This is a genomic window from Hydrocoleum sp. CS-953 (assembly GCF_002260545.1).
Classification (GTDB): Bacteria; Cyanobacteriota; Cyanobacteriia; order Cyanobacteriales; family Microcoleaceae; genus Trichodesmium.
In genome coordinates, this window is the sequence record NZ_LGSU01001483.1 from 1 (window position 1) to 18,064 (window position 18,064).

Consider the following 18,064-nt stretch of genomic DNA (forward strand, 5'->3'; position numbering starts at 1 on the left):
TCTCAACACTTGATGAAATGAACCCGCCCCCTTCTACCATTCCCTCCCCAACGATTTAATTAGGGCTTGCTGAATAAATATATAAAGTATTGACAGATAAAGGTAAAAGCATTTTTAGGTCTTGAAAAAGTGCAAGGTTTTCGGTCTAGGGAGCTTAAAAAATTAGGATTTTAGGTTGCATAAGGCAGAAAAATCAAGGGATAATTCTTCCTCCTACCTCCTCGCTCCCATACCCATTTCTCCTGACTCCTGACTCCTGACTCCTGACTCCTACTCCTACCACTTATACTTTTTCAGCAAACCCTAATTATTAATTATTTACCTAAAACCTATTAATTTTTGATTATGACTACACAATTAACCGAAACAGCTAAACAATTAATTCCTAAAGCAAGAATAGTTAGCTTTAAAACCTGGTCAGAAGTTCTACCAACAGAAATAATTCAACTATTTCAAACTGCTGATGATGAAAGTCGTTATCTCACTGAGAGAGATTTAGAACTACTAAAAACATCTTCAGCAGTACCAATTTTTGCTATAGAAGCTGCTAGTTTTCTCGGAGAATATGCAGCAGAAATTGTTGATGAAGCTAGAGAAAAAGTATTAGCAACTTATCCTAATATTACCGCAGAAGGAGGAGAATTATATCCACCAACCCGAGCCGAAGCTTGTTGGCGAGATTTCTGGCATTTTTTACGTTGTATTACTTATGGCATTGCTGGGAATAATACAGAATTTACCAGCAAAGAAGGGCTTTATTATATGAATTTACTTTATCAAGAATTGCTTGTGCCACTATCAGCAATGGTGTGTGGTTTAGAAGGTATTAAAACTGCTAGTTTGAAAAGATTTGCCTCGGAAAAACCAACAGAATTAGCTCCTTATTTTGACCATTTAGTTGCTAAGTTAAAAGAATTTTCTTAGATCGGTTTGGTTTTTTAAATCTTATTTTTCCTTTGGTTGGGAGACTAAATACCTATGTTTTTTTTTCATAAATAATTTAGGATTGCTGTAATTTACAACAAATTATACCAGCTTAGGAAAAATATAATACTAACAGGAATTACGCAGAACCACCAAATATGGTAGTGGCAATTCGTGAAAATATGGTAGTAGCAATTTCCTACGGAATGCTCCGCAAACGCGAATTGCCACTACAGATGGTGTATAATTTCATTTTCTCATAAGTCATGACTAATTTATCTGCTCCCTACTCCCTATAATTTATGAAATTTATTAGTCCTAAAACCGACTTTGCTTTTAAAAAAATATTTGGTTCTATTCATAGTCAAAATATTCTCATCAGCTTTCTCAATGCCATAGTCTATGACAATCAAAACATCATTCAATCTCTAACAATAATTAACCCTTATAATCCAGGAGTTACTAACACTATAAAAGAGACTTATTTTGATGTTAAAGCATTTTTAGATAATGGTTCTACCGTCATTATTGAAATGCAAGTATTGAATGTAGAAGAATTTGAAAAACGAGTAATATATAACTTAGCCAAAGCTTATGGAAATCAATTAGATTCAGGGCAAGGTTATATGATGTTGCAACCTTTTATCGCTTTAACAATCGCTGACTTTGTTTTATTTGAAAAGACAGAAAAAATGATTACTAAGTTTGGATTGAAAGAAGAGACAGAATTGTTTAATTACGAAGATGAATTAACATTAATGTTTGTCGAATTACCCAAATTTAAAAAAGAATTATCAGCCTTAGAAACTCTAAGTGATAAATGGATATATTTTCTTAGCTCGGCTCCAAATTTAGAAGTAATACCAGAATCATTGGAATCAGTATCAGAAATAGAAGCAGCGTTAAATATAGCGAATAAAGCGAACTTAAGTAATGAAGAATTAGAAGAATTAGAGCAAGAGGAAAAGTCAATTAGAGATAAGAAAGGACAAATTAGTCTAGCGAGGATGGAAGGCCGAGAAATTGGATTGGAAGAAGGCAAAGAAATTGGACGGGAACAAGGAATAGGGATATTAGTTAAACGTCAAATTAGTCGCAAGTTTGGAGAAATAGCCCCAGAACTTCAGAATCAAATAGAACAATTATCTCTGGAAAAATTAGATATTTTAGGTGATGAAATTTTTGATTTAGCCACAATAGTAGATTTGGAAAACTGGTTAGCTAATCAACAATCAAGGTAACATTTCTAAGAGTTTGTTTGAGAACTCATCGATCCCCCTAAATCCCCCTTAATAAGGGGGACTTGACCTTGTATTTCCCCCCTTTTCAAGGGAGCTAGGGGGGATCTAAATCAAAATTCATACTTTTCAAACATCCTCTAACACAGAAATCTTGCCAGTCACAAATTAAATATGCTGTAATATTTTGCTATAAACTGAAAAAGACCTTCAAAACAGCTAAGGATTTTACAGCGCTTTTCAGATGGATAAACCACATCGTCATAACCAAAACTCTGTAGGGGCGAATGGCCATTTGTCCCTACTGATGAAAACCTCTGTAATCCTTTGCTAATAGAATTCTTAAGCTCACCCCTTTCTAAAGGGGGTTTATGGGCATAAGTTAACCAATAACTGTTAACTGAAAAAGCTGATAACTAATAACTGATAACTGAAAAAAATGACTGCTTTTGCTACAGGAAATCAACTTTTACGAGAGGGGAAATTAGAGGAGGCGATCGCTTCTTATCAAAAGGCCATTGAGTCAAATCCTCAGTTTGCCTGGTCTTACCAAAATTTAGGGGAGACTTTGGAGAAGGTGGGGCGCATAGATGAGGCTATAACTGCTTTTCGTCAGGCAGTGGCCATAAGTCCTGAATCCCCNATCTGTTAACTGAAAAAACTGATAACTAATAACTGATAACTGAAAAAAATGACTGCTTTTGCTACAGGAAATCAACTTTTACGAGAGGGGAAATTAGAGGAGGCGATCGCTTCTTATCAAAAGGCCATTGAGTCAAATCCTCAGTTTGCCTGGTCTTACCAAAATTTAGGGGAGACTTTGGAGAAGGTGGGGCGCATAGATGAGGCTATAACTGCTTTTCGTCAGGCAGTGGCCATAAGTCCTGAATCCCCCTGGTCTCTCTACAAGTTGGGGGTAATGTTGGGTCAGCAAGGCCAGTTTCAGGAGGCGGTAGATTATTTACGTCGAGCGATCGCTCTAAAACAACATGTGCCTGAATTTTATCTCGGTTTGGGAACTGGGTTGGTGAAGTTGGGACAATGGTCTGAGGCAGTGGACTGTATTAATCAAGTTGTAGGGATGTTGAATGGAAAGGTAGGGACGTCCCACGGAGAAAAAGTAGGGACGTTCCATGGAACGTCCCTACNCTGTATTAATCAAGTTGTAGGGATGTTGAATGGAAAGGTAGGGACGTCCCACGGAGAAAAAGTAGGGACGTTCCATGGAACGTCCCTACGGGGGGAAGCTTATTTTTATTTGGCAGAAGCTAAGTCTGGGCAACAGCAATGGTCTGAAGCAGTAGAATTTTATCGCCAAAGTTGGGAAATTAATCCGGGTAAGGTTAACTGTTGTATTGGTTGGACAAAAGCTTTGGGTAAGTTGGGGCGATGGAGTGAGGCGGTAGAGTTATATCATCAGGCGGTGGTTTTGTCTGGGGAGTCTGGTGAGGTTTTGTTTGGTTTGGGTGAGGCTTTGCAGCAGTTAGGAAGATGGGATGAGGCTGTTGTTGAGTATCAGAAGGCGATTAATTTGGGTTTTGCTGGAGCCGAGGTGAGGCATCATTTGGGGTATGCTTTGGGTAAGTTGGGCAGGTGGGGAGAGGCAGTTGTTGAGTATCGGTTGGTGGTGGAGATTAATCCTAAGTCTGCTGTTGTTAGGCATCGGTTGGGGTATGCTTTGATGCAGTTGGAGCGTTGGCGGGAGGCGGAGATTGAGTTGCGGAAGGCTGGGGAATTGTATCCAGAGTCTGCTGAGGTTTGGCAGCATTTGGGAGATGTTTTAAGGGAGTTGGGGAATGGGGATGAGGCAGAGTCAGCTTATCGAAAAGCTCTGGAGTTAAAGTCTGGAAAAAGTGAGGAAGGTTTGACGGGGACTAAGCTTAATGATTTTTATGGTAGGTTAACTGGGAAGGTTTCGTCTCTGAGGAATGAAAAGAGACTGGGTACGACGTTTTTTGTAGTGACGCCTTGTCTAAATGCTGTGGCAACTATTGATGAGACTATTAAAAGTGTTATTAGTCAGTCTGGTGATTTCTGGATTCAGTATCATGTACAGGATGGTGGTTCAACTGATGGGACTGTTGAGCGGTTACAATATTGGGAGGGTGTATTATCAGCAGGGAGTTCTGATTTGCAATGTGGGGGTGTGGATTTTTCTTGGGTTAGAGAACCAGATGAGGGAATGTATGATGCAGTAATGAAGGGGTTNGACTATTAAAAGTGTTATTAGTCAGTCTGGTGATTTCTGGATTCAGTATCATGTACAGGATGGTGGTTCAACTGATGGGACTGTTGAGCGGTTACAATATTGGGAGGGTGTATTATCAGCAGGGAGTTCTGATTTGCAATGTGGGGGTGTGGATTTTTCTTGGGTTAGAGAACCAGATGAGGGAATGTATGATGCAGTAATGAAGGGGTTTGATAATTTTGAGATTGCGCCTAGAGAGTTGATGACTTGGATTAATGCTGATGACGTTTTGATGCCAGGGGCGTTGTCTGCTATTTGTCGTATTGTTGGAGAACATCCAGAGGTTGAGTGGATAGGCGGACCTCAATATGTGTTTAAAACAGATGTACGACAGAAGGTTTTACAGCGGGGTACTCCTACTCCCACGGCGGTTATTCGGGAAGGTTTGTGTGATGGCAAGCATTGGGAAATGTTGCAGCAAGAGGGAACGTTTTTTAGTAAGGGGTTGTGGTTGAAGTCGAAGCATGGGTTGAAAGGCTTTGAGTTGGCAGGTGATTGGAATTTCTGGCGGGAGATGGCATATCATGGGGTGTATTATCAGTATGAGAGTCCTTTGAGTGCTTTTCGGAGGCGTGTTGGGCAGTTGTCTGTGGAACGTATTGGGGATTATCGGGCAGAGATTGAGAGGGTTGTGCCTTTGGAAGTGAGAAGGGGTAGGTTTGAGGAACTTTATCGGCAGCAGGAGTGGGGTGCGAATGTGATTAAGTTTGATGGTAGGTCTGGGAAAATGGTGGTTGAGGTTGAGTCGGTGAGGGAGGTTTATGAGAAGGTTGGGTCTTTTGAGCAGAGTAATTTAGCTCCAAAAACTCAGGTTAATATCAAACATAAAAAGTTATTAGGTAGAGAAGAAAAAGTATCTTATTATCGTGAGTTAGCTGAGAGGAATCCTGATTCAACCGAAACTTTGCTTTTTTTAGGGGATGCTCTAGAAGAAAGTGAATTTTATGAGCAAGCTTTAGCTGCCTATCATCAGGCAATACAATTGGAACCAGATTCAATTCAGGTTCAAAATAAATTTGCATCTGCCTTGTCTAAAACCGATCTATATTTTTGTTTTTGCTCTGAACATCATTACATATTACTAGGGCAAATACACCACAAGAGGAAACAATGGGTTAAAGCATTTGCTGCATACCGAAATGCTATCAAGATTAATCCCAATTTTTATATGTCATATCACTATCTGGGAGATGCGCTGTTTAATGTAACGAATTACGAAGAAGCAGTGGGTCCGTACGGTAAAGCTATTGAGTTGAATCCTGATTCTGCATATACTTACATCAACTTAGGTCATACCTTCTTTGAGCTTGGCTCTTATGATAAAGCAGTCGTTAATTTTCAGAAAGGTATTGAGTNCCCAATTTTTATATGTCATATCACTATCTGGGAGATGCGCTGTTTAATGTAACGAATTACGAAGAAGCAGTGGGTCCGTACGGTAAAGCTATTGAGTTGAATCCTGATTCTGCATATACTTACATCAACTTAGGTCATACCTTCTTTGAGCTTGGCTCTTATGATAAAGCAGTCGTTAATTTTCAGAAAGGTATTGAGTTAGCACCTGATTCATTCTGGGCTTATTATAGTTTAGGAGATGCTTTAGCTTGTCTTGGGAAAATTGATGAAGCTAGTCTCTATTATTATGAAGCAGTGAAGGTCGATCCTAATCCACATTAGAATCGAACTATGATATTTAACGCTGAAGTTTACCCTTGAAGATATGTAATCCACTCAGTTCCCTGAAACTGACCATCTGACCAGGGAGAAAAGTCTATTTTTCTTTTGAAAGATTGGCTTAAGAAAACTAGGTCTACTTGACTTAGGTTGTCTTTATAGTAGCACAAGTCAACTATATCCCAAAGAACGAATCCATTGTTATATAAAAAAAGAAATNACCATCTGACCAGGGAGAAAAGTCTATTTTTCTTTTGAAAGATTGGCTTAAGAAAACTAGGTCTACTTGACTTAGGTTGTCTTTATAGTAGCACAAGTCAACTATATCCCAAAGAACGAATCCATTGTTATATAAAAAAAGAAATCTTTCTGCAAAGAAATCATCATTTATACTGGTAGGAGCCTCTACTATAACGCAAAATGTTTTTTCTAGAGTCTCGGTAGAACCTTCTAAAATTTTAAGTTCAACTCCATCAACATCTACTTTGAGAATAAAAGGTTTAACCAGGCTAGTTTCAGTCCCAATTTCAGGAATAATACTATCTAGCTTTCTAACGGGAATTACTCGGCTATTTGACGATTCTTCATTAGAAATTGAGCTATGGGATACTTGCCCCTCACCAAATAATGAGTAAGTTGATAAAAACGAATCTTGATTACAATTTGAAAGGGCAATTTCAAAAATCTGATGATCTATATTTGCATAGTTAGACTTGATAGATGGATAATACTCAGAAACAGGTTCAAATAATAGGTGCTTTGATTCGCCAAACACTGTTTTTAGTTCTTTTGTTTCATATTGAACACCAATATCAATTATGGTTGGATAAAAGTCAATATGATCTTTGATGTATTGCAACGATGATAATTTTGTTGGCAGTCTACTCATAATTTAAACCTGGTGTTTTAACTATATAAATTACACTAAATTCGGTTTAGAAAAGCTGGCTACTGACATCCAACCAAGAGCTTGAAAACCCTGCAAGGCTATTTATTGAGGTATTTTAGCTCTATTTCATCCCTAAACGAATCCCATAGGCATAAGGATACCAAAAGTTTTCAGTTTGTTCATAATTGCCAGTACAATCTGAATCCTGGTGTTATTTCAAAAAGTCAGGGACTTGACGTTTTAGGTTGCCTTATGATTTTCTAGTACAAGTTTCTTTGCTACCCGCTTCCAAGCTTGGTATCTATACTCAAAATGTTTCTCAGCTTCCTGTTTAAGCTGCCTGTGTTCTTTTTCAGTATAAATCAGTTCTCCTTGATATCGAAGCCACTTTCTTAATGAAGGTACATGGTTTGTATAGTTGTGTATCTCTGAGTTCTGCTCCAGAAAACGGACAAATTGGTGGCTAATGTTTATGAGATTAGAACTAAATTTGTCAGGATCGTTAGTCCTCATTTTCTCCGATAAATTCTTAGTGAATTCTGAATCAATAAATTCGGCAAAATGAATTGCCCTTTTGTGCCACAAAAGATCGCTGTAATTTGCTGGATGAATAATATGATAGGCAATAGTAGGTGATAAATATTTAAGAGAAAAGCCTTTCTCAAANGGCTAATGTTTATGAGATTAGAACTAAATTTGTCAGGATCGTTAGTCCTCATTTTCTCCGATAAATTCTTAGTGAATTCTGAATCAATAAATTCGGCAAAATGAATTGCCCTTTTGTGCCACAAAAGATCGCTGTAATTTGCTGGATGAATAATATGATAGGCAATAGTAGGTGATAAATATTTAAGAGAAAAGCCTTTCTCAAATGCAATGTAGGGAAACCAATAATCCCACCAAGGCAAACCTAAACAGAAATCAGAGGATGGAAAATCTTCTAAAATATTTTTTTCAAAAAAGAAATAGTCAAATCCATAAACATAAACACTACCATCTAATTGGTCTGGAGAATAAATATCAACTCTTGAACCATAAATTAATGAATCCTTCGCTTGAGATAGAAGGTATGAAGTGAAATCACCATTATTCCCTTCGGTTTTAAAAATGATATCTGAATTGACAATTCCACAAATCCTTGATTTTTGTTTTCTCAGATAATTCAATACATCATCTACATAGACCAAAGGTTTTCCTACTTCTTCTTTAGCATGATGATTAACAAGATGGAAATGCACATTTTTATACAAATGTTCTAGTTTTTCAACTTCTTCTATGCTATTTAATGATACGACCGTAAAACCAAGAGAACGCCAGCTTTCAATTGCTGCCTGTTGCTTATCAACATTACCAGGTGCGATACTGGTAGCTATTACAACCTCTTGCTCTTCTTTGGGTTTTGCTGGTATGGAAAAAATATTAGAATCTAAAACAATTAGATGTGGTTCATGTGAATCAGGGGAATTGATGTCATCCTCGACTGGATTAATTTTCAGTTCTAATTCTTGATTGATGACATCAGCTACCTCACTCATGTATTTATCATGCATACGCTTCGATCTTTGCTCGTCATAAGAACGAAATCCTCCGAGAATATCATCAACAATAAAACATTTTGAATACCTAGAAAAGCGTAACCATAGTTCAAAATCAGCAGCAAGTTCAAGGTCATCTCGTAATTTTGAACCTGCTTTTTTCCACAAGGAACGTTTCCAAAAAGTGCTTTCTTGCTGAAGAAAACGACGTTTTTCATAAACCTCATGCAAAAAATAACTTCTTGACCAGTTCCTAGTAATTTCATCTATTTTCTCTAAATTTCCTTCTCTATTCCATTCTGTTGCCTTACCTGTTAACCATTCGACAGATTTGTATTTGCTAAAGGCAGCAGCAACCTTAAAAAAAGCATTGGGATGATATTTATCATCTGAGTTAAGCCAAGCCATGATATCGCCAGTAGTTTTGCTAAATCCTTCATTGAGGGCAACGTAATGACCGCCATCAGGTTTGCTCTGCCAATATGTCAAGTATTTCTCGTACTTCTTAATAGTTAAAATAGAAAGATCTGTACTCCCACCATCCATTATTATGTATTCTAAGTTAGGATAGTTTTGGGAAAGAATTGAATCTATACATTCTTCTAGAAATTCACCTTGATTGAAAGATGGTGTAACAATTGATATTTTGGGTAAAGGTTCAGATACGATCAAAGTAGGTTTGCTAGAGTACAATTGCTTTGGGTTGAAAGTTTCTTCTGCGTGGTTATTCATTAAGTTTTGATATCTTAATTTTTACTAGCGCTCAATTAAAAAGGTGATTAATTGATTTATTGACTATTTATAATCTAGAATTTCTAGGGCTTCCTCAAATTCTTTGTTCAAATAATTGATAGTATTAACATTTAATTTTCTTTGATGATCTCCTGGCAATACTTGCCTTTTATGATTATAAATATTTTCTTGAGATACACTAAAATCTGCACTTTCAATCAACTGGTTGACAGTTTCTTGGTTTGTTTCCAAGCCACAAAAATCTACAACTGTTTCCATCCAATTCCGAAAATCATAAACCATATCTTCATATTTAACCCAGAGAACATTGGGTTTGTTTAATAAATGTTGAAAGTATGAGTCAAACCGATTTTTTAACTCTTTAGTAGAGCTAATTACAAAATCATCAATGCCTGTTTCTGAAACTTTTTTTCGGAACTCCAAAAACGAAAGCTTTTGGGTTTCTAATGAAGGTACAGCATGGCTATAAGCCCAAGAAAAATACATTGAAGTTAGTATGTCTCGTGGATCTCTGAGATGAAGGACTATTTTATATTTTTCAAGATTGGGCACATTGTAAAAATACCTACAAGCACTATAGCAATAGCTATAAGGTTTAAAAATTTTTTGTATGCTATTTAACGGTACTCTTTTTCCTTTTNAAGCTTTTGGGTTTCTAATGAAGGTACAGCATGGCTATAAGCCCAAGAAAAATACATTGAAGTTAGTATGTCTCGTGGATCTCTGAGATGAAGGACTATTTTATATTTTTCAAGATTGGGCACATTGTAAAAATACCTACAAGCACTATAGCAATAGCTATAAGGTTTAAAAATTTTTTGTATGCTATTTAACGGTACTCTTTTTCCTTTTAACCAATAATACGCTTCACAATCAATATGAGTAACATTAGATTCTTGGGACAGCTTGCTGAAAATACCTTTAATAAAGACAGATGCACATTTGTGTACAGTAAAAATAATTACACTTTGACGATCGCTAACTGGTTGATGTCGATCTAGTAACAATAGTTCAACTGGATCGACTGAGGCATCTTTATTTTCACCTAACTGAGTCTTTGATAGCTTTGTCTCTACACGATTTCCTTTTTGTTGTTGAACTTGGGAATAGCTAGTTAATTTTTTCTGAAAAGCACCACAGTCAGGCAATATTTCAATAGCCTTTGTTAAGCTGGCCATAGCTTCTTCGATTTGACCTTGCTTTGCTAGTACCTCTGCTAGGTTGTAGTAAAACCAAGCAGATTTAGGGTTGAGAGCGATCGCTGTTTGGTAAGCTTTTACAGCTTCATCAAACTCTCCTTGCAAAGTAAAAATATCGCCTAACCCATAATAGTACCAGGAAAAATTAGGATTTAGCTTAGTGCCACGATTGTATTCAACAATTGCCTCATGTAAATTGCCCTTGCGTTTTAGCTGATTTGCTTTTTGAATCAAATTCATTCTGTCCATGAAAGTTACGTTAAATTATGATTTTGTGATAGTGTATTAGTTCAATCTATTTGTCATACACTATAATAATATAGTGTCTTTGCATAAGTTATGATATAAAACTCGATCAAAACATACTATAGATAATGCACTACTACAAGTGCTTTTCCCGTTATTAATAATTCTTTTCCAGAATCCACAATAGTATATTTAGACATACTTTTATTTTGATTTGTTACTTTTCTGAAGCCAAGAATTAAAACAGTGTGTAGATGTGAATTCTGTAGTTCTTGGCTTGGATTGCCCCATACTCTTTGTCTGACGAATTGCATTCTCATCTGCTATCATTTCATCAATAGTGAAAGGAGGGTCTTCCAACAAAAGCTCAAATCCCGATGCCAAAAAGTTTTTGACATATGTAATATTTCTGACACCATGATCTATTGCGTGTATGTTTATACCTCCTGGCTTTGTAATTCGATAAATTTCGTCACATAATTTTTGACGTGGGATTTCTTGAGCTGAAGGGGGATTTTCAGTATATCGACAATCATAATTAACAGCTTTCTGACCAACGTGTTCAAGAACAGAGGAACTAAAAACTAGGTCAAAAAAATCAGAAGGGATTGCATTGGAGTCGATTCCAACAGTGCATCGAGAAATATATACTTTGTCCACTGATTCTGGCATCTTAGTGCTACCACGACCTGCTTTTCCATCATATGGATCTGCAACCCAACGTTCAGCAACATTCAAGGCAAGTAGCTGTTTAAAATTTCGATTGGCACCAATTTCAAGGACTCGGGAATCAGGGGCTACAAAGAATGGCAAATACTGGTCTAAAAAAAGGTGTTGATATACTTTTGTACTAGCATTGGGAGGAATTAAGTCCCCAAACTCAGATTTTTTTCCATATCTAAACATTTTTATTACTTTATTTCCTTATTTTGGACTTATTTTAAAGATTTATTATATCAAAACAGACAAACTAATTCTAAAATTTTCCCTGTATGGCCCAATTCAGACTACTAATTTTAGATTATAGACTTGCCCTCAAGACTGTTTATTCTTTCAAAAAGTAACCAGCTTAAAACTCTCAAGGGGAAGTAAACTAATATTGAAAGTCTATAGAAGGTTCTGGAAAATCCTGGAGTGGAGCTAATTTTACTAATAGCCCTCTAATTGATGTAGAAAAGCGACGATAATGCCTGTTAAAATTATCAATAGTAGCAAAAAAAGATTATCTATTTTTTGTTTTGTAAATTTGGCTTTTTAAGGAGATTGGCTTAATGTCGGAAATTCATTGTGAGGCTAATAGTTTTTTTCAGATGGCAAGAAAACTTCAACGAAAAGGGAAGTTGGAGGAGGCGATCGCTCTTTACCAGGAAGCTATTAAAAAGAATCCTAATTTTTCTTGGTATTATCACAATTTAGGTGATATTTTCNAGATTATCTATTTTTTGTTTTGTAAATTTGGCTTTTTAAGGAGATTGGCTTAATGTCGGAAATTCATTGTGAGGCTAATAGTTTTTTTCAGATGGCAAGAAAACTTCAACGAAAAGGGAAGTTGGAGGAGGCGATCGCTCTTTACCAGGAAGCTATTAAAAAGAATCCTAATTTTTCTTGGTATTATCACAATTTAGGTGATATTTTCACAGCAGTTGGTGATTATAAAGAGGCGCTCAAAACTTTTTTCCAAGCAGTTGAATTAAACCCAAACTCTGCCTATTTTAATTACAAATTAGGTCTAGCTAATACTTATTTAGGATATAAGGATAGAGCTGTTACCAACCTAGAAACCGCTTTAAAATTAAGCCCAGATAATATCCAGTTTAAAAAATCCTTTAAGCATATTATTGATAATAATAAACAGACAAGTTTAAGCATGAAGAATGAGTATGATTTTATTCAGTATGTGGAAAAAGGAATAATTCATGTAGGCGCTAATACGGGACAAGAGAGTGAAATTTATGGTGATATTTATAATGTCTTGTGGATCGAACCCATAGAGGAGGTATTTAAAATACTATGTAACAACGTTAAACACTTTCACAAACATAAGTGTTTATGTTGCTTGATAGGCGAAAAAGATAACAAAGAATTTGAGTTTTACATAGCAAACCAAACAGCTAGATCCTCAATGTATGAGTTTACCGATCATCATTATAACGATCCTCACTTTAAATATGAAGAAGTAGTTCAAATAAAAGCCCGTAGGTTAGACAAACTAATAGAAGAGGGCGTTATAGACATTAACTTGTATGATGTGTTGGTAACTGACTGCCAAGGAGGAGACTACGAAGTAATCGTAGGTTTAGGGGAAAAAATAAAAGAGTTTAAGATAGTTAAAACGGAGGTAATGATTAAAGAAATATATAAATCAATAGTCTTGGAAAATGATGTTAATAGTTACATGAACTCTGTGGGATTTGACTTAGTAAGCAACTTTGATTATCACATTAAAGCTACTCAAAGAGATAACATCTACTGGAATCGACGATTTAATTATCCAAGTCCAATAACTGAATAGGTTAACCCAGTGAAGAGTCGAATATCTTTCCTAATTTCTACCAATTGAACTAAGTTTTAAGAATAAATTATATGTCTAATCAATATTTAACCAATCAAAAACTCTTAAAAGAAACAGACATTTTCCTAGCTTCTTACCCGCGTTCTGGTAATACATGGATGCGACTGTTGCTAAGTGATGCTCTTTTACAACTGCAAGGTTTTCAGACAACCACCGGAGGCAATATAGTTCCTGATATTTATAAAGTTAGTATGGATGAATGGAATAACCACATTAATACAAACGTAAAATTCAGGATAATAAAAACCCACGAACCACTGTATTTTGAAAAAACATTAGAACTGAAAAACCGAGCTTTTTATTTATTCAGAAAACCGGCTGACTGTTTATGTTCATACTATTATTATTTACAAAGAACTGAGGAAAAAAAAGTAAACCATCAAAAAGAAATAGATAAATTTTGTTTAAACCAGTTAGAAGAGTGGTGCTCTCACGTCATAAATTACATAGATTATAAGGAAAAAAGTTATGAAAGTATCATTTTTTTATCTTATGAAAAACTTAGTTATAACCCTGTGAAAGTTCTGAACTATTTGATGGAACTTTTGGGATGGGAAAACTGCCAATTAATTTGTCAAAAATCTGTTAAAAACCAGGAGTTTAACAAGCTAAAAAGTTTATCAAAAGAAGAANTCCGAAAAGTTATAACCCTGTGAAAGTTCTGAACTATTTGATGGAACTTTTGGGATGGGAAAACTGCCAATTAATTTGTCAAAAATCTGTTAAAAACCAGGAGTTTAACAAGCTAAAAAGTTTATCAAAAGAAGAAAAACCTGAGCAAATGGGATTCTGGGAAGATCATGGTTATGGATATTTTTTTAGAAAAGGCAAGGTTAACAGTTCTCAGGAAGAACTGTCTCCTGAGACACTCCAGATAATTGAAGAAAAAGCCATGCCAATATATAAAAAAGCAACTTCCTTTGAGCCTATTTTTCCTTTTGAATTTTCTGGAGAAATTTTTGAAAAGCAACTACAAAAGCAGATTGAAAAAAGACGAGAGAATTTAGATAAATTTCCAAAGCATTTCGTGGCAGCTAGACACTATTATCGCTTAGGCAAACTAGAAAAGGCTATTACTAGCTACCACCAAGCAATTAAACTAAACCCTAACTCAGCTTGGTCTTATCATAACTTAGGGGAAACTTTATCTAGACTACAAAAATGGGATGAGGCGATCACAGCTTACCAACAAGCCATCAAGCTAAATTCTAACTCTGGCTCTTTTTATTACAACTTAGCAGAAGCTTTTATGCAGCAAGGTAATTTGGATGAAGCGATCGCTAACTACTCTAAAGCTGTTGAAATCAAACCTAGTTTCTTCATTGGTCATAATAGCTTAGGTGAAGCTTTGGCCAAACAAGGCAAGTTGGTGGAGGCCATTGGTTGTTTCCGCAAAGCAGTTGAATTAAACTATAACTATTTTAGGGCTTATGGCAACTTGGCAGAGCTTTTGGCGGACAAGGGGCAGCTAGAAGAAGCAGTTGGCTTTTACCAGAAAGCTATTAAAATAAATCCTAGTTATCAAATAACTAATCCCAAGTTGCGAGAGGCTGTGAAATGAGTTCAGATAAAGCAAAAAGTATATTTAAAGTAGTGTTGTAGCTTCCTCAATTTTGGCGATCGCCTCATCCAACCTCCCCTCTCTCTTCAACTTATTAGCCTGCTTCAACAATTGACCAGCACTCATACCCTCATTACCCATAAAAACCAAAAGATCAATCTAAATATATAATATTATCAGACTCACAATCTACAAAAATTATTTCCCAACAACTCTATTAATTTAGTACAATTTGAAAAGGCTATATAATAAAAAATTACGATCAACAAATTAGCCCAATTCCCTAAAACTATAACTATGAGCTATAAAAAAATTATCACCATCGAACCAGACAAACGTGGTAGTAAACCTTGTATTAGAAGAATGAGAATTACAGTTTACGACGTTTTAGGATGGCTCGCTACAGGAATGTCTTTTGCAGAAATTTTAGATGATTTTCCCGAATTAACAGAAGAGGATATTAGAGCTTGTCTAGAATTTGCCGCCGATAGAGAACGGCGTTCAGTAGCAGTAATAACTAAAGAATGAAATTACTATTTGACCAAAATTTGAGCAGAAAGTTAGTCCAACGACTAGCCGATATTTTCCCTGATGCAAGTCACGTTCAATTTGAAGGAATGACTATCGCTACAGATACAGAAATTTGGGAATTTGCGAAAGCAAAAAACTTTTGTATTGTTACCCAAGATGCAGACTTTGCTGAAAAAAGCAGTCTGTATGGTTCCCCACCAAAAGTAATTTGGCTACGTTGCGGGAATGCTAAAACTGAAAAAGTAGAATCAATCTTACGCTCTGGAGCAACAGCAATAGAAGAATTATCTTCTAATTCATTGTTAGATTGTTTAGAGTTATTCTGATTACTTAGGGTTTGCTGAAAAAGTCTTTTTTCAGGAGTAGGGGATCATTTTTTTTTGCTCAACTTTTCCCCAAAATCATAACTTTTTGAGTATAAAGAGCTGAAAACAATGTACCATAAATTATAGCAGTTCAGCAAAAGATATAACTATGAAATTTATTAGCCCTAAAACAGACTTTGCTTTTAAAAAAATATTTGGTTCTATTCATAGTCAAAATATCCTGATTAGTTTTCTCAATGCCATAGTTTATAACAATCAAAACATCATTCAATCTCTCAAAATAATTAACCCCTATAACCCTGGAGTTACTAACACTATGAAAGATACTTATTTTGATGTTAAAGCAGTTTTAGATAATGGTAGTACCGTCATCATTGAAATGCAAGTATTGAATGTAGAAGATTTTGAAAAACGAGTAATTTATAACTTAGCCAAAGCTTATGGAAATCAATTAGATGCAGGGCAAGGTTATATGATGTTGCAACCTTTTATTGCTTTGACGATCGCCGACTTTGTTTTATTTGAAAAGACAGAAAAAATGATTACTAAGTTTGGATTGAAAGAAGAGACAGAATTGTTTAATTACCAAGATGAATTAACATTAATGTTTGTCGAATTACCCAAATTTAAAAAAGAATTATCAGCCTTAGAAACTCTAAGTGATAAATGGATATATTTTCTTAGCTCGGCTCCAAATTTAGAAGTAATACCAGAATCATTAGAATCAGTATCAGAAATACAAGCAGCGTTAAATATAGCGAATAAGGCGAACTTAAGTAATGAAGAATTAGAAGAATTAGAGCAAGAGGAAAAGTCGATTAGAGATAAGAAAGGACAAATTAGTTTAGCCAGGAGGGAAGGAGAAGAAAGTGGTATAGTCAAGCAAATCTTACGTCAAATTCGTCGCCAGTTTGGGGAAATAGCTCCAGAAGTTCAAACTCAGATAGAGGAATTATCTTTGGAAAAATTAGATATTTTAGGTGAAGAAATTTTTGATTTAGCAACAATGGCAGACTTGGAAAACTGGCTAGGTAATAATGGATAATTGATAATGGATAATTGATAATGAAAGAGTTTTTTAAATCTCTAGTTTTCTATTTTTACTAGGATTAATTTTTACCTCTATCTGATAATTGATAATGAAAAGTAAGTATTTCCTACGGAATGCTGCGCAAACAGCCGTCAGCTAGTCTCCTGCGGAGGAGCTGCGCTTTTTCGTATAGGGAATGCTCCGCAAACATGTCGCGCAGCGTTAACGCGCGTTGTGCGCCAGCTAAACAGCTATTAGCTATTATTTTTGTTAGAATATAAAGCTGATAACTAGCTTTGTTGTGGTTGGGTTTTTCCGTTGGAAATGCTCCGCAAACGTTCCATGCTTCGCAATGCTAACGCAAACAACTCAACCTACACTTATTGCACTAATTAATCAATGAAACTTATTGCTGAGAGCTGACAGCTAATAGCTGAATGCTTACATACAATGAAAGAGTTGTTTAAATCTCTAGTTTTCTATTTTGACTAGGATTAATTTTTACCTCTATCCGACGATTACGTTGTCGATTAGTTTGAGAATCATTTTCTGCTATGGGGCGAGACTCTCCATAACCAATAGCCAGCAGACGATACTGTTGCCCCAGATTTTTTGATAAATATTCTGCTACTGCTTCAGCTTGTAAAAATGATAATTCTCGATTTGCTTTGACTTTACCTCGACTGTCAGTATGACCAGAAACAGTAATTGTTGCACCTTTATAATTTTTCAATTCAGTAATTAAATTGTCTAAAATAATCCTTTCCTCAGAACGAATTGTATTACTACCTGACTCAAACAAAATATCAATAGGAAGGGTCACCATCATTTGATTTCCTGAAAAAACAGGTTTGGTAAATTGACTTATTTGTTTGCGTTCATTAGTTGAAAGCGGTACAGTCAACTGCTGAGAAATTAAATTTAATCTTGCCTCTAAATTTTGATTAGGTCTACTAACACCTAATTGATTTTCTAAAGCTGTGGTCTGACCAATAAGACTATTTAACTGTGTTTGTAATTCTTCAAGTTCTGTTTGTAATTCCTGTCTCTGGGCCTCAGTTAGTTCAACTTGGAGCTTCAGAATTTCTGGGGTAGATTCAGGGGTGGCGTTTGAAGATTGGGGCAACCCTTTTTTAGAGACTATACCCTTAGTGCCACGAAGTAGTTTTTCTGCTATGGGTATCTCTTGAGAAGTAGAGGGATATTGGACAGCGATCGCCATTCCCAACACCCAGGAAAAACCACTAGCTACTACCAGTAGTAACAATCGAAATATTAAGGATAGTATTAACAGACCCATTCCCGGAGACCTAGGGTTGATCCGATTGGGAGAAGATT

At 35.8% G+C, this 18,064-nt stretch carries 18 protein-coding genes and 3 pseudogenes; 14 read left to right on the forward strand and 7 right to left on the reverse strand.

Annotation, left to right across the window (positions count from 1 at the left end; translation table 11 throughout):
• Positions 1 to 345: 345 nt before the first annotated feature.
• The 7 genes from AFK68_RS32640 to AFK68_RS47375 all read left to right on the forward strand — a co-directional run bounded on the left by AFK68_RS32640 (position 346) and on the right by AFK68_RS47375 (position 6,087).
• A complete protein-coding gene (locus tag AFK68_RS32640) occupies positions 346 to 924 on the forward strand; it encodes a phycobilisome protein (protein ID WP_094678371.1) in 579 nt (192 codons plus the stop codon).
• A gap of 302 nt (positions 925 to 1,226) precedes the next feature.
• Positions 1,227 to 2,165 (forward strand): Rpn family recombination-promoting nuclease/putative transposase, encoded by a 939-nt coding sequence (locus AFK68_RS32645; RefSeq protein ID WP_094678373.1) that lies wholly within the window; start codon positions 1,227 to 1,229, stop codon positions 2,163 to 2,165.
• Positions 2,166 to 2,601: 436 nt separating this feature from the next.
• Positions 2,602 to 2,804, forward strand: a 203-nt coding sequence (locus tag AFK68_RS32650) for a tetratricopeptide repeat protein (RefSeq protein WP_143438551.1), incomplete at its 3' end; no start/stop codon positions are given.
• Positions 2,805 to 2,853: 49 nt separating this feature from the next.
• Positions 2,854 to 3,310 (forward strand): tetratricopeptide repeat protein (locus tag AFK68_RS47360; RefSeq protein WP_371357656.1); only part of this gene is annotated, 457 nt, incomplete at its 3' end.
• A gap of 23 nt (positions 3,311 to 3,333) precedes the next feature.
• Positions 3,334 to 4,370, forward strand: a 1,037-nt coding sequence (locus AFK68_RS47365) for a tetratricopeptide repeat protein (protein WP_371357657.1), incomplete at its 3' end; no start/stop codon positions are given.
• Between the two features lie 767 nt (positions 4,371 to 5,137).
• Positions 5,138 to 5,765 (forward strand): tetratricopeptide repeat protein (locus AFK68_RS47370; RefSeq protein WP_371357658.1); only part of this gene is annotated, 628 nt, incomplete at its 3' end.
• A gap of 13 nt (positions 5,766 to 5,778) precedes the next feature.
• Positions 5,779 to 6,087 carry a tetratricopeptide repeat protein gene (locus AFK68_RS47375; protein WP_094678409.1) on the forward strand — a complete coding sequence of 103 codons (309 nt, stop codon included), beginning with the start codon at positions 5,779 to 5,781 and terminating at the stop codon, positions 6,085 to 6,087.
• 217 nt (positions 6,088 to 6,304) lie between these two features.
• Here the strand turns inward: AFK68_RS47375 and AFK68_RS47380 are convergent.
• From AFK68_RS47380 to AFK68_RS32695, 6 genes and pseudogenes are all read right to left on the reverse strand, one after another.
• Positions 6,305 to 6,973: pseudogene (locus tag AFK68_RS47380) on the reverse strand (FkbM family methyltransferase); the annotation flags it as partial.
• Between the two features lie 240 nt (positions 6,974 to 7,213).
• Positions 7,214 to 7,639: hypothetical protein (locus AFK68_RS40545; RefSeq protein ID WP_210407743.1), on the reverse strand; the 426-nt coding region annotated here is incomplete at its 5' end.
• Between the two features lies 1 nt (position 7,640).
• A pseudogene (locus tag AFK68_RS47385) lies at positions 7,641 to 9,240 on the reverse strand (glycosyltransferase family 2 protein); the annotation flags it as partial.
• 63 nt (positions 9,241 to 9,303) lie between these two features.
• Positions 9,304 to 9,813 (reverse strand): sulfotransferase domain-containing protein, encoded by a 510-nt coding sequence (locus AFK68_RS32685; protein ID WP_168186753.1) that lies wholly within the window; start codon positions 9,811 to 9,813, stop codon positions 9,304 to 9,306.
• A gap of 89 nt (positions 9,814 to 9,902) precedes the next feature.
• A pseudogene (locus AFK68_RS47390) lies at positions 9,903 to 10,709 on the reverse strand (tetratricopeptide repeat protein); the annotation flags it as partial.
• Between the two features lie 201 nt (positions 10,710 to 10,910).
• Entirely contained in the window at positions 10,911 to 11,612 is a 702-nt protein-coding gene (locus AFK68_RS32695; protein ID WP_094678391.1) for a class I SAM-dependent methyltransferase, read from the reverse strand.
• Between the two features lie 365 nt (positions 11,613 to 11,977).
• Here AFK68_RS32695 and AFK68_RS32700 point away from each other — a divergent pair.
• The 7 genes from AFK68_RS32700 to AFK68_RS32730 all read left to right on the forward strand — a co-directional run.
• Positions 11,978 to 12,133: tetratricopeptide repeat protein (locus AFK68_RS32700; RefSeq protein ID WP_143438552.1), on the forward strand; the 156-nt coding region annotated here is incomplete at its 3' end.
• Between the two features lie 53 nt (positions 12,134 to 12,186).
• On the forward strand, positions 12,187 to 13,218 hold the full coding sequence (locus AFK68_RS32705; protein ID WP_094678395.1) for an FkbM family methyltransferase: 1,032 nt from the start codon (positions 12,187 to 12,189) through the stop codon (positions 13,216 to 13,218).
• A gap of 71 nt (positions 13,219 to 13,289) precedes the next feature.
• On the forward strand, positions 13,290 to 13,910 hold a 621-nt coding region (locus AFK68_RS32710), incomplete at its 3' end, for a sulfotransferase domain-containing protein (RefSeq protein WP_210407744.1).
• Positions 13,911 to 14,170: 260 nt separating this feature from the next.
• Positions 14,171 to 14,839 carry a tetratricopeptide repeat protein gene (locus AFK68_RS47395; RefSeq protein ID WP_371357659.1) on the forward strand — a complete coding sequence of 223 codons (669 nt, stop codon included), beginning with the start codon at positions 14,171 to 14,173 and terminating at the stop codon, positions 14,837 to 14,839.
• A 297-nt stretch (positions 14,840 to 15,136) separates the two neighbouring features.
• Positions 15,137 to 15,367: a DUF433 domain-containing protein gene (locus tag AFK68_RS32720; protein WP_094678401.1), complete on the forward strand. Its 231-nt coding sequence runs from the start codon at positions 15,137 to 15,139 to the stop codon at positions 15,365 to 15,367.
• A complete protein-coding gene (locus tag AFK68_RS32725; protein WP_094678403.1) occupies positions 15,364 to 15,696 on the forward strand; it encodes a DUF5615 family PIN-like protein in 333 nt (110 codons plus the stop codon). Before AFK68_RS32720 ends, AFK68_RS32725 begins: the two co-directional genes overlap by 4 nt.
• A 148-nt stretch (positions 15,697 to 15,844) precedes the next feature.
• Positions 15,845 to 16,741: an Rpn family recombination-promoting nuclease/putative transposase gene (locus tag AFK68_RS32730; protein WP_094678405.1), complete on the forward strand. Its 897-nt coding sequence runs from the start codon at positions 15,845 to 15,847 to the stop codon at positions 16,739 to 16,741.
• Between the two features lie 448 nt (positions 16,742 to 17,189).
• Here AFK68_RS32730 and AFK68_RS32735 read toward each other — a convergent pair.
• Positions 17,190 to 18,064 (reverse strand): OmpA family protein (locus AFK68_RS32735; protein ID WP_246844605.1); only part of this gene is annotated, 875 nt, incomplete at its 5' end.

Coding starts and splice junctions, on each gene's coding strand:
- AFK68_RS32640 (WP_094678371.1), top strand. CDS start 346: ATGACTACACAATTAACCGAAACAGCTAAACAATTAATTCCTAAAGCA.
- AFK68_RS32645 (WP_094678373.1), top strand. CDS start 1,227: ATGAAATTTATTAGTCCTAAAACCGACTTTGCTTTTAAAAAAATATTT.
- AFK68_RS47375 (WP_094678409.1), top strand. CDS start 5,779: ATGTCATATCACTATCTGGGAGATGCGCTGTTTAATGTAACGAATTAC.
- AFK68_RS32695 (WP_094678391.1), bottom strand. CDS start 11,612: ATGTTTAGATATGGAAAAAAATCTGAGTTTGGGGACTTAATTCCTCCC.
- AFK68_RS32705 (WP_094678395.1), top strand. CDS start 12,187: ATGTCGGAAATTCATTGTGAGGCTAATAGTTTTTTTCAGATGGCAAGA.
- AFK68_RS47395 (WP_371357659.1), top strand. CDS start 14,171: ATGCCAATATATAAAAAAGCAACTTCCTTTGAGCCTATTTTTCCTTTT.
- AFK68_RS32720 (WP_094678401.1), top strand. CDS start 15,137: ATGAGCTATAAAAAAATTATCACCATCGAACCAGACAAACGTGGTAGT.
- AFK68_RS32725 (WP_094678403.1), top strand. CDS start 15,364: ATGAAATTACTATTTGACCAAAATTTGAGCAGAAAGTTAGTCCAACGA.
- AFK68_RS32730 (WP_094678405.1), top strand. CDS start 15,845: ATGAAATTTATTAGCCCTAAAACAGACTTTGCTTTTAAAAAAATATTT.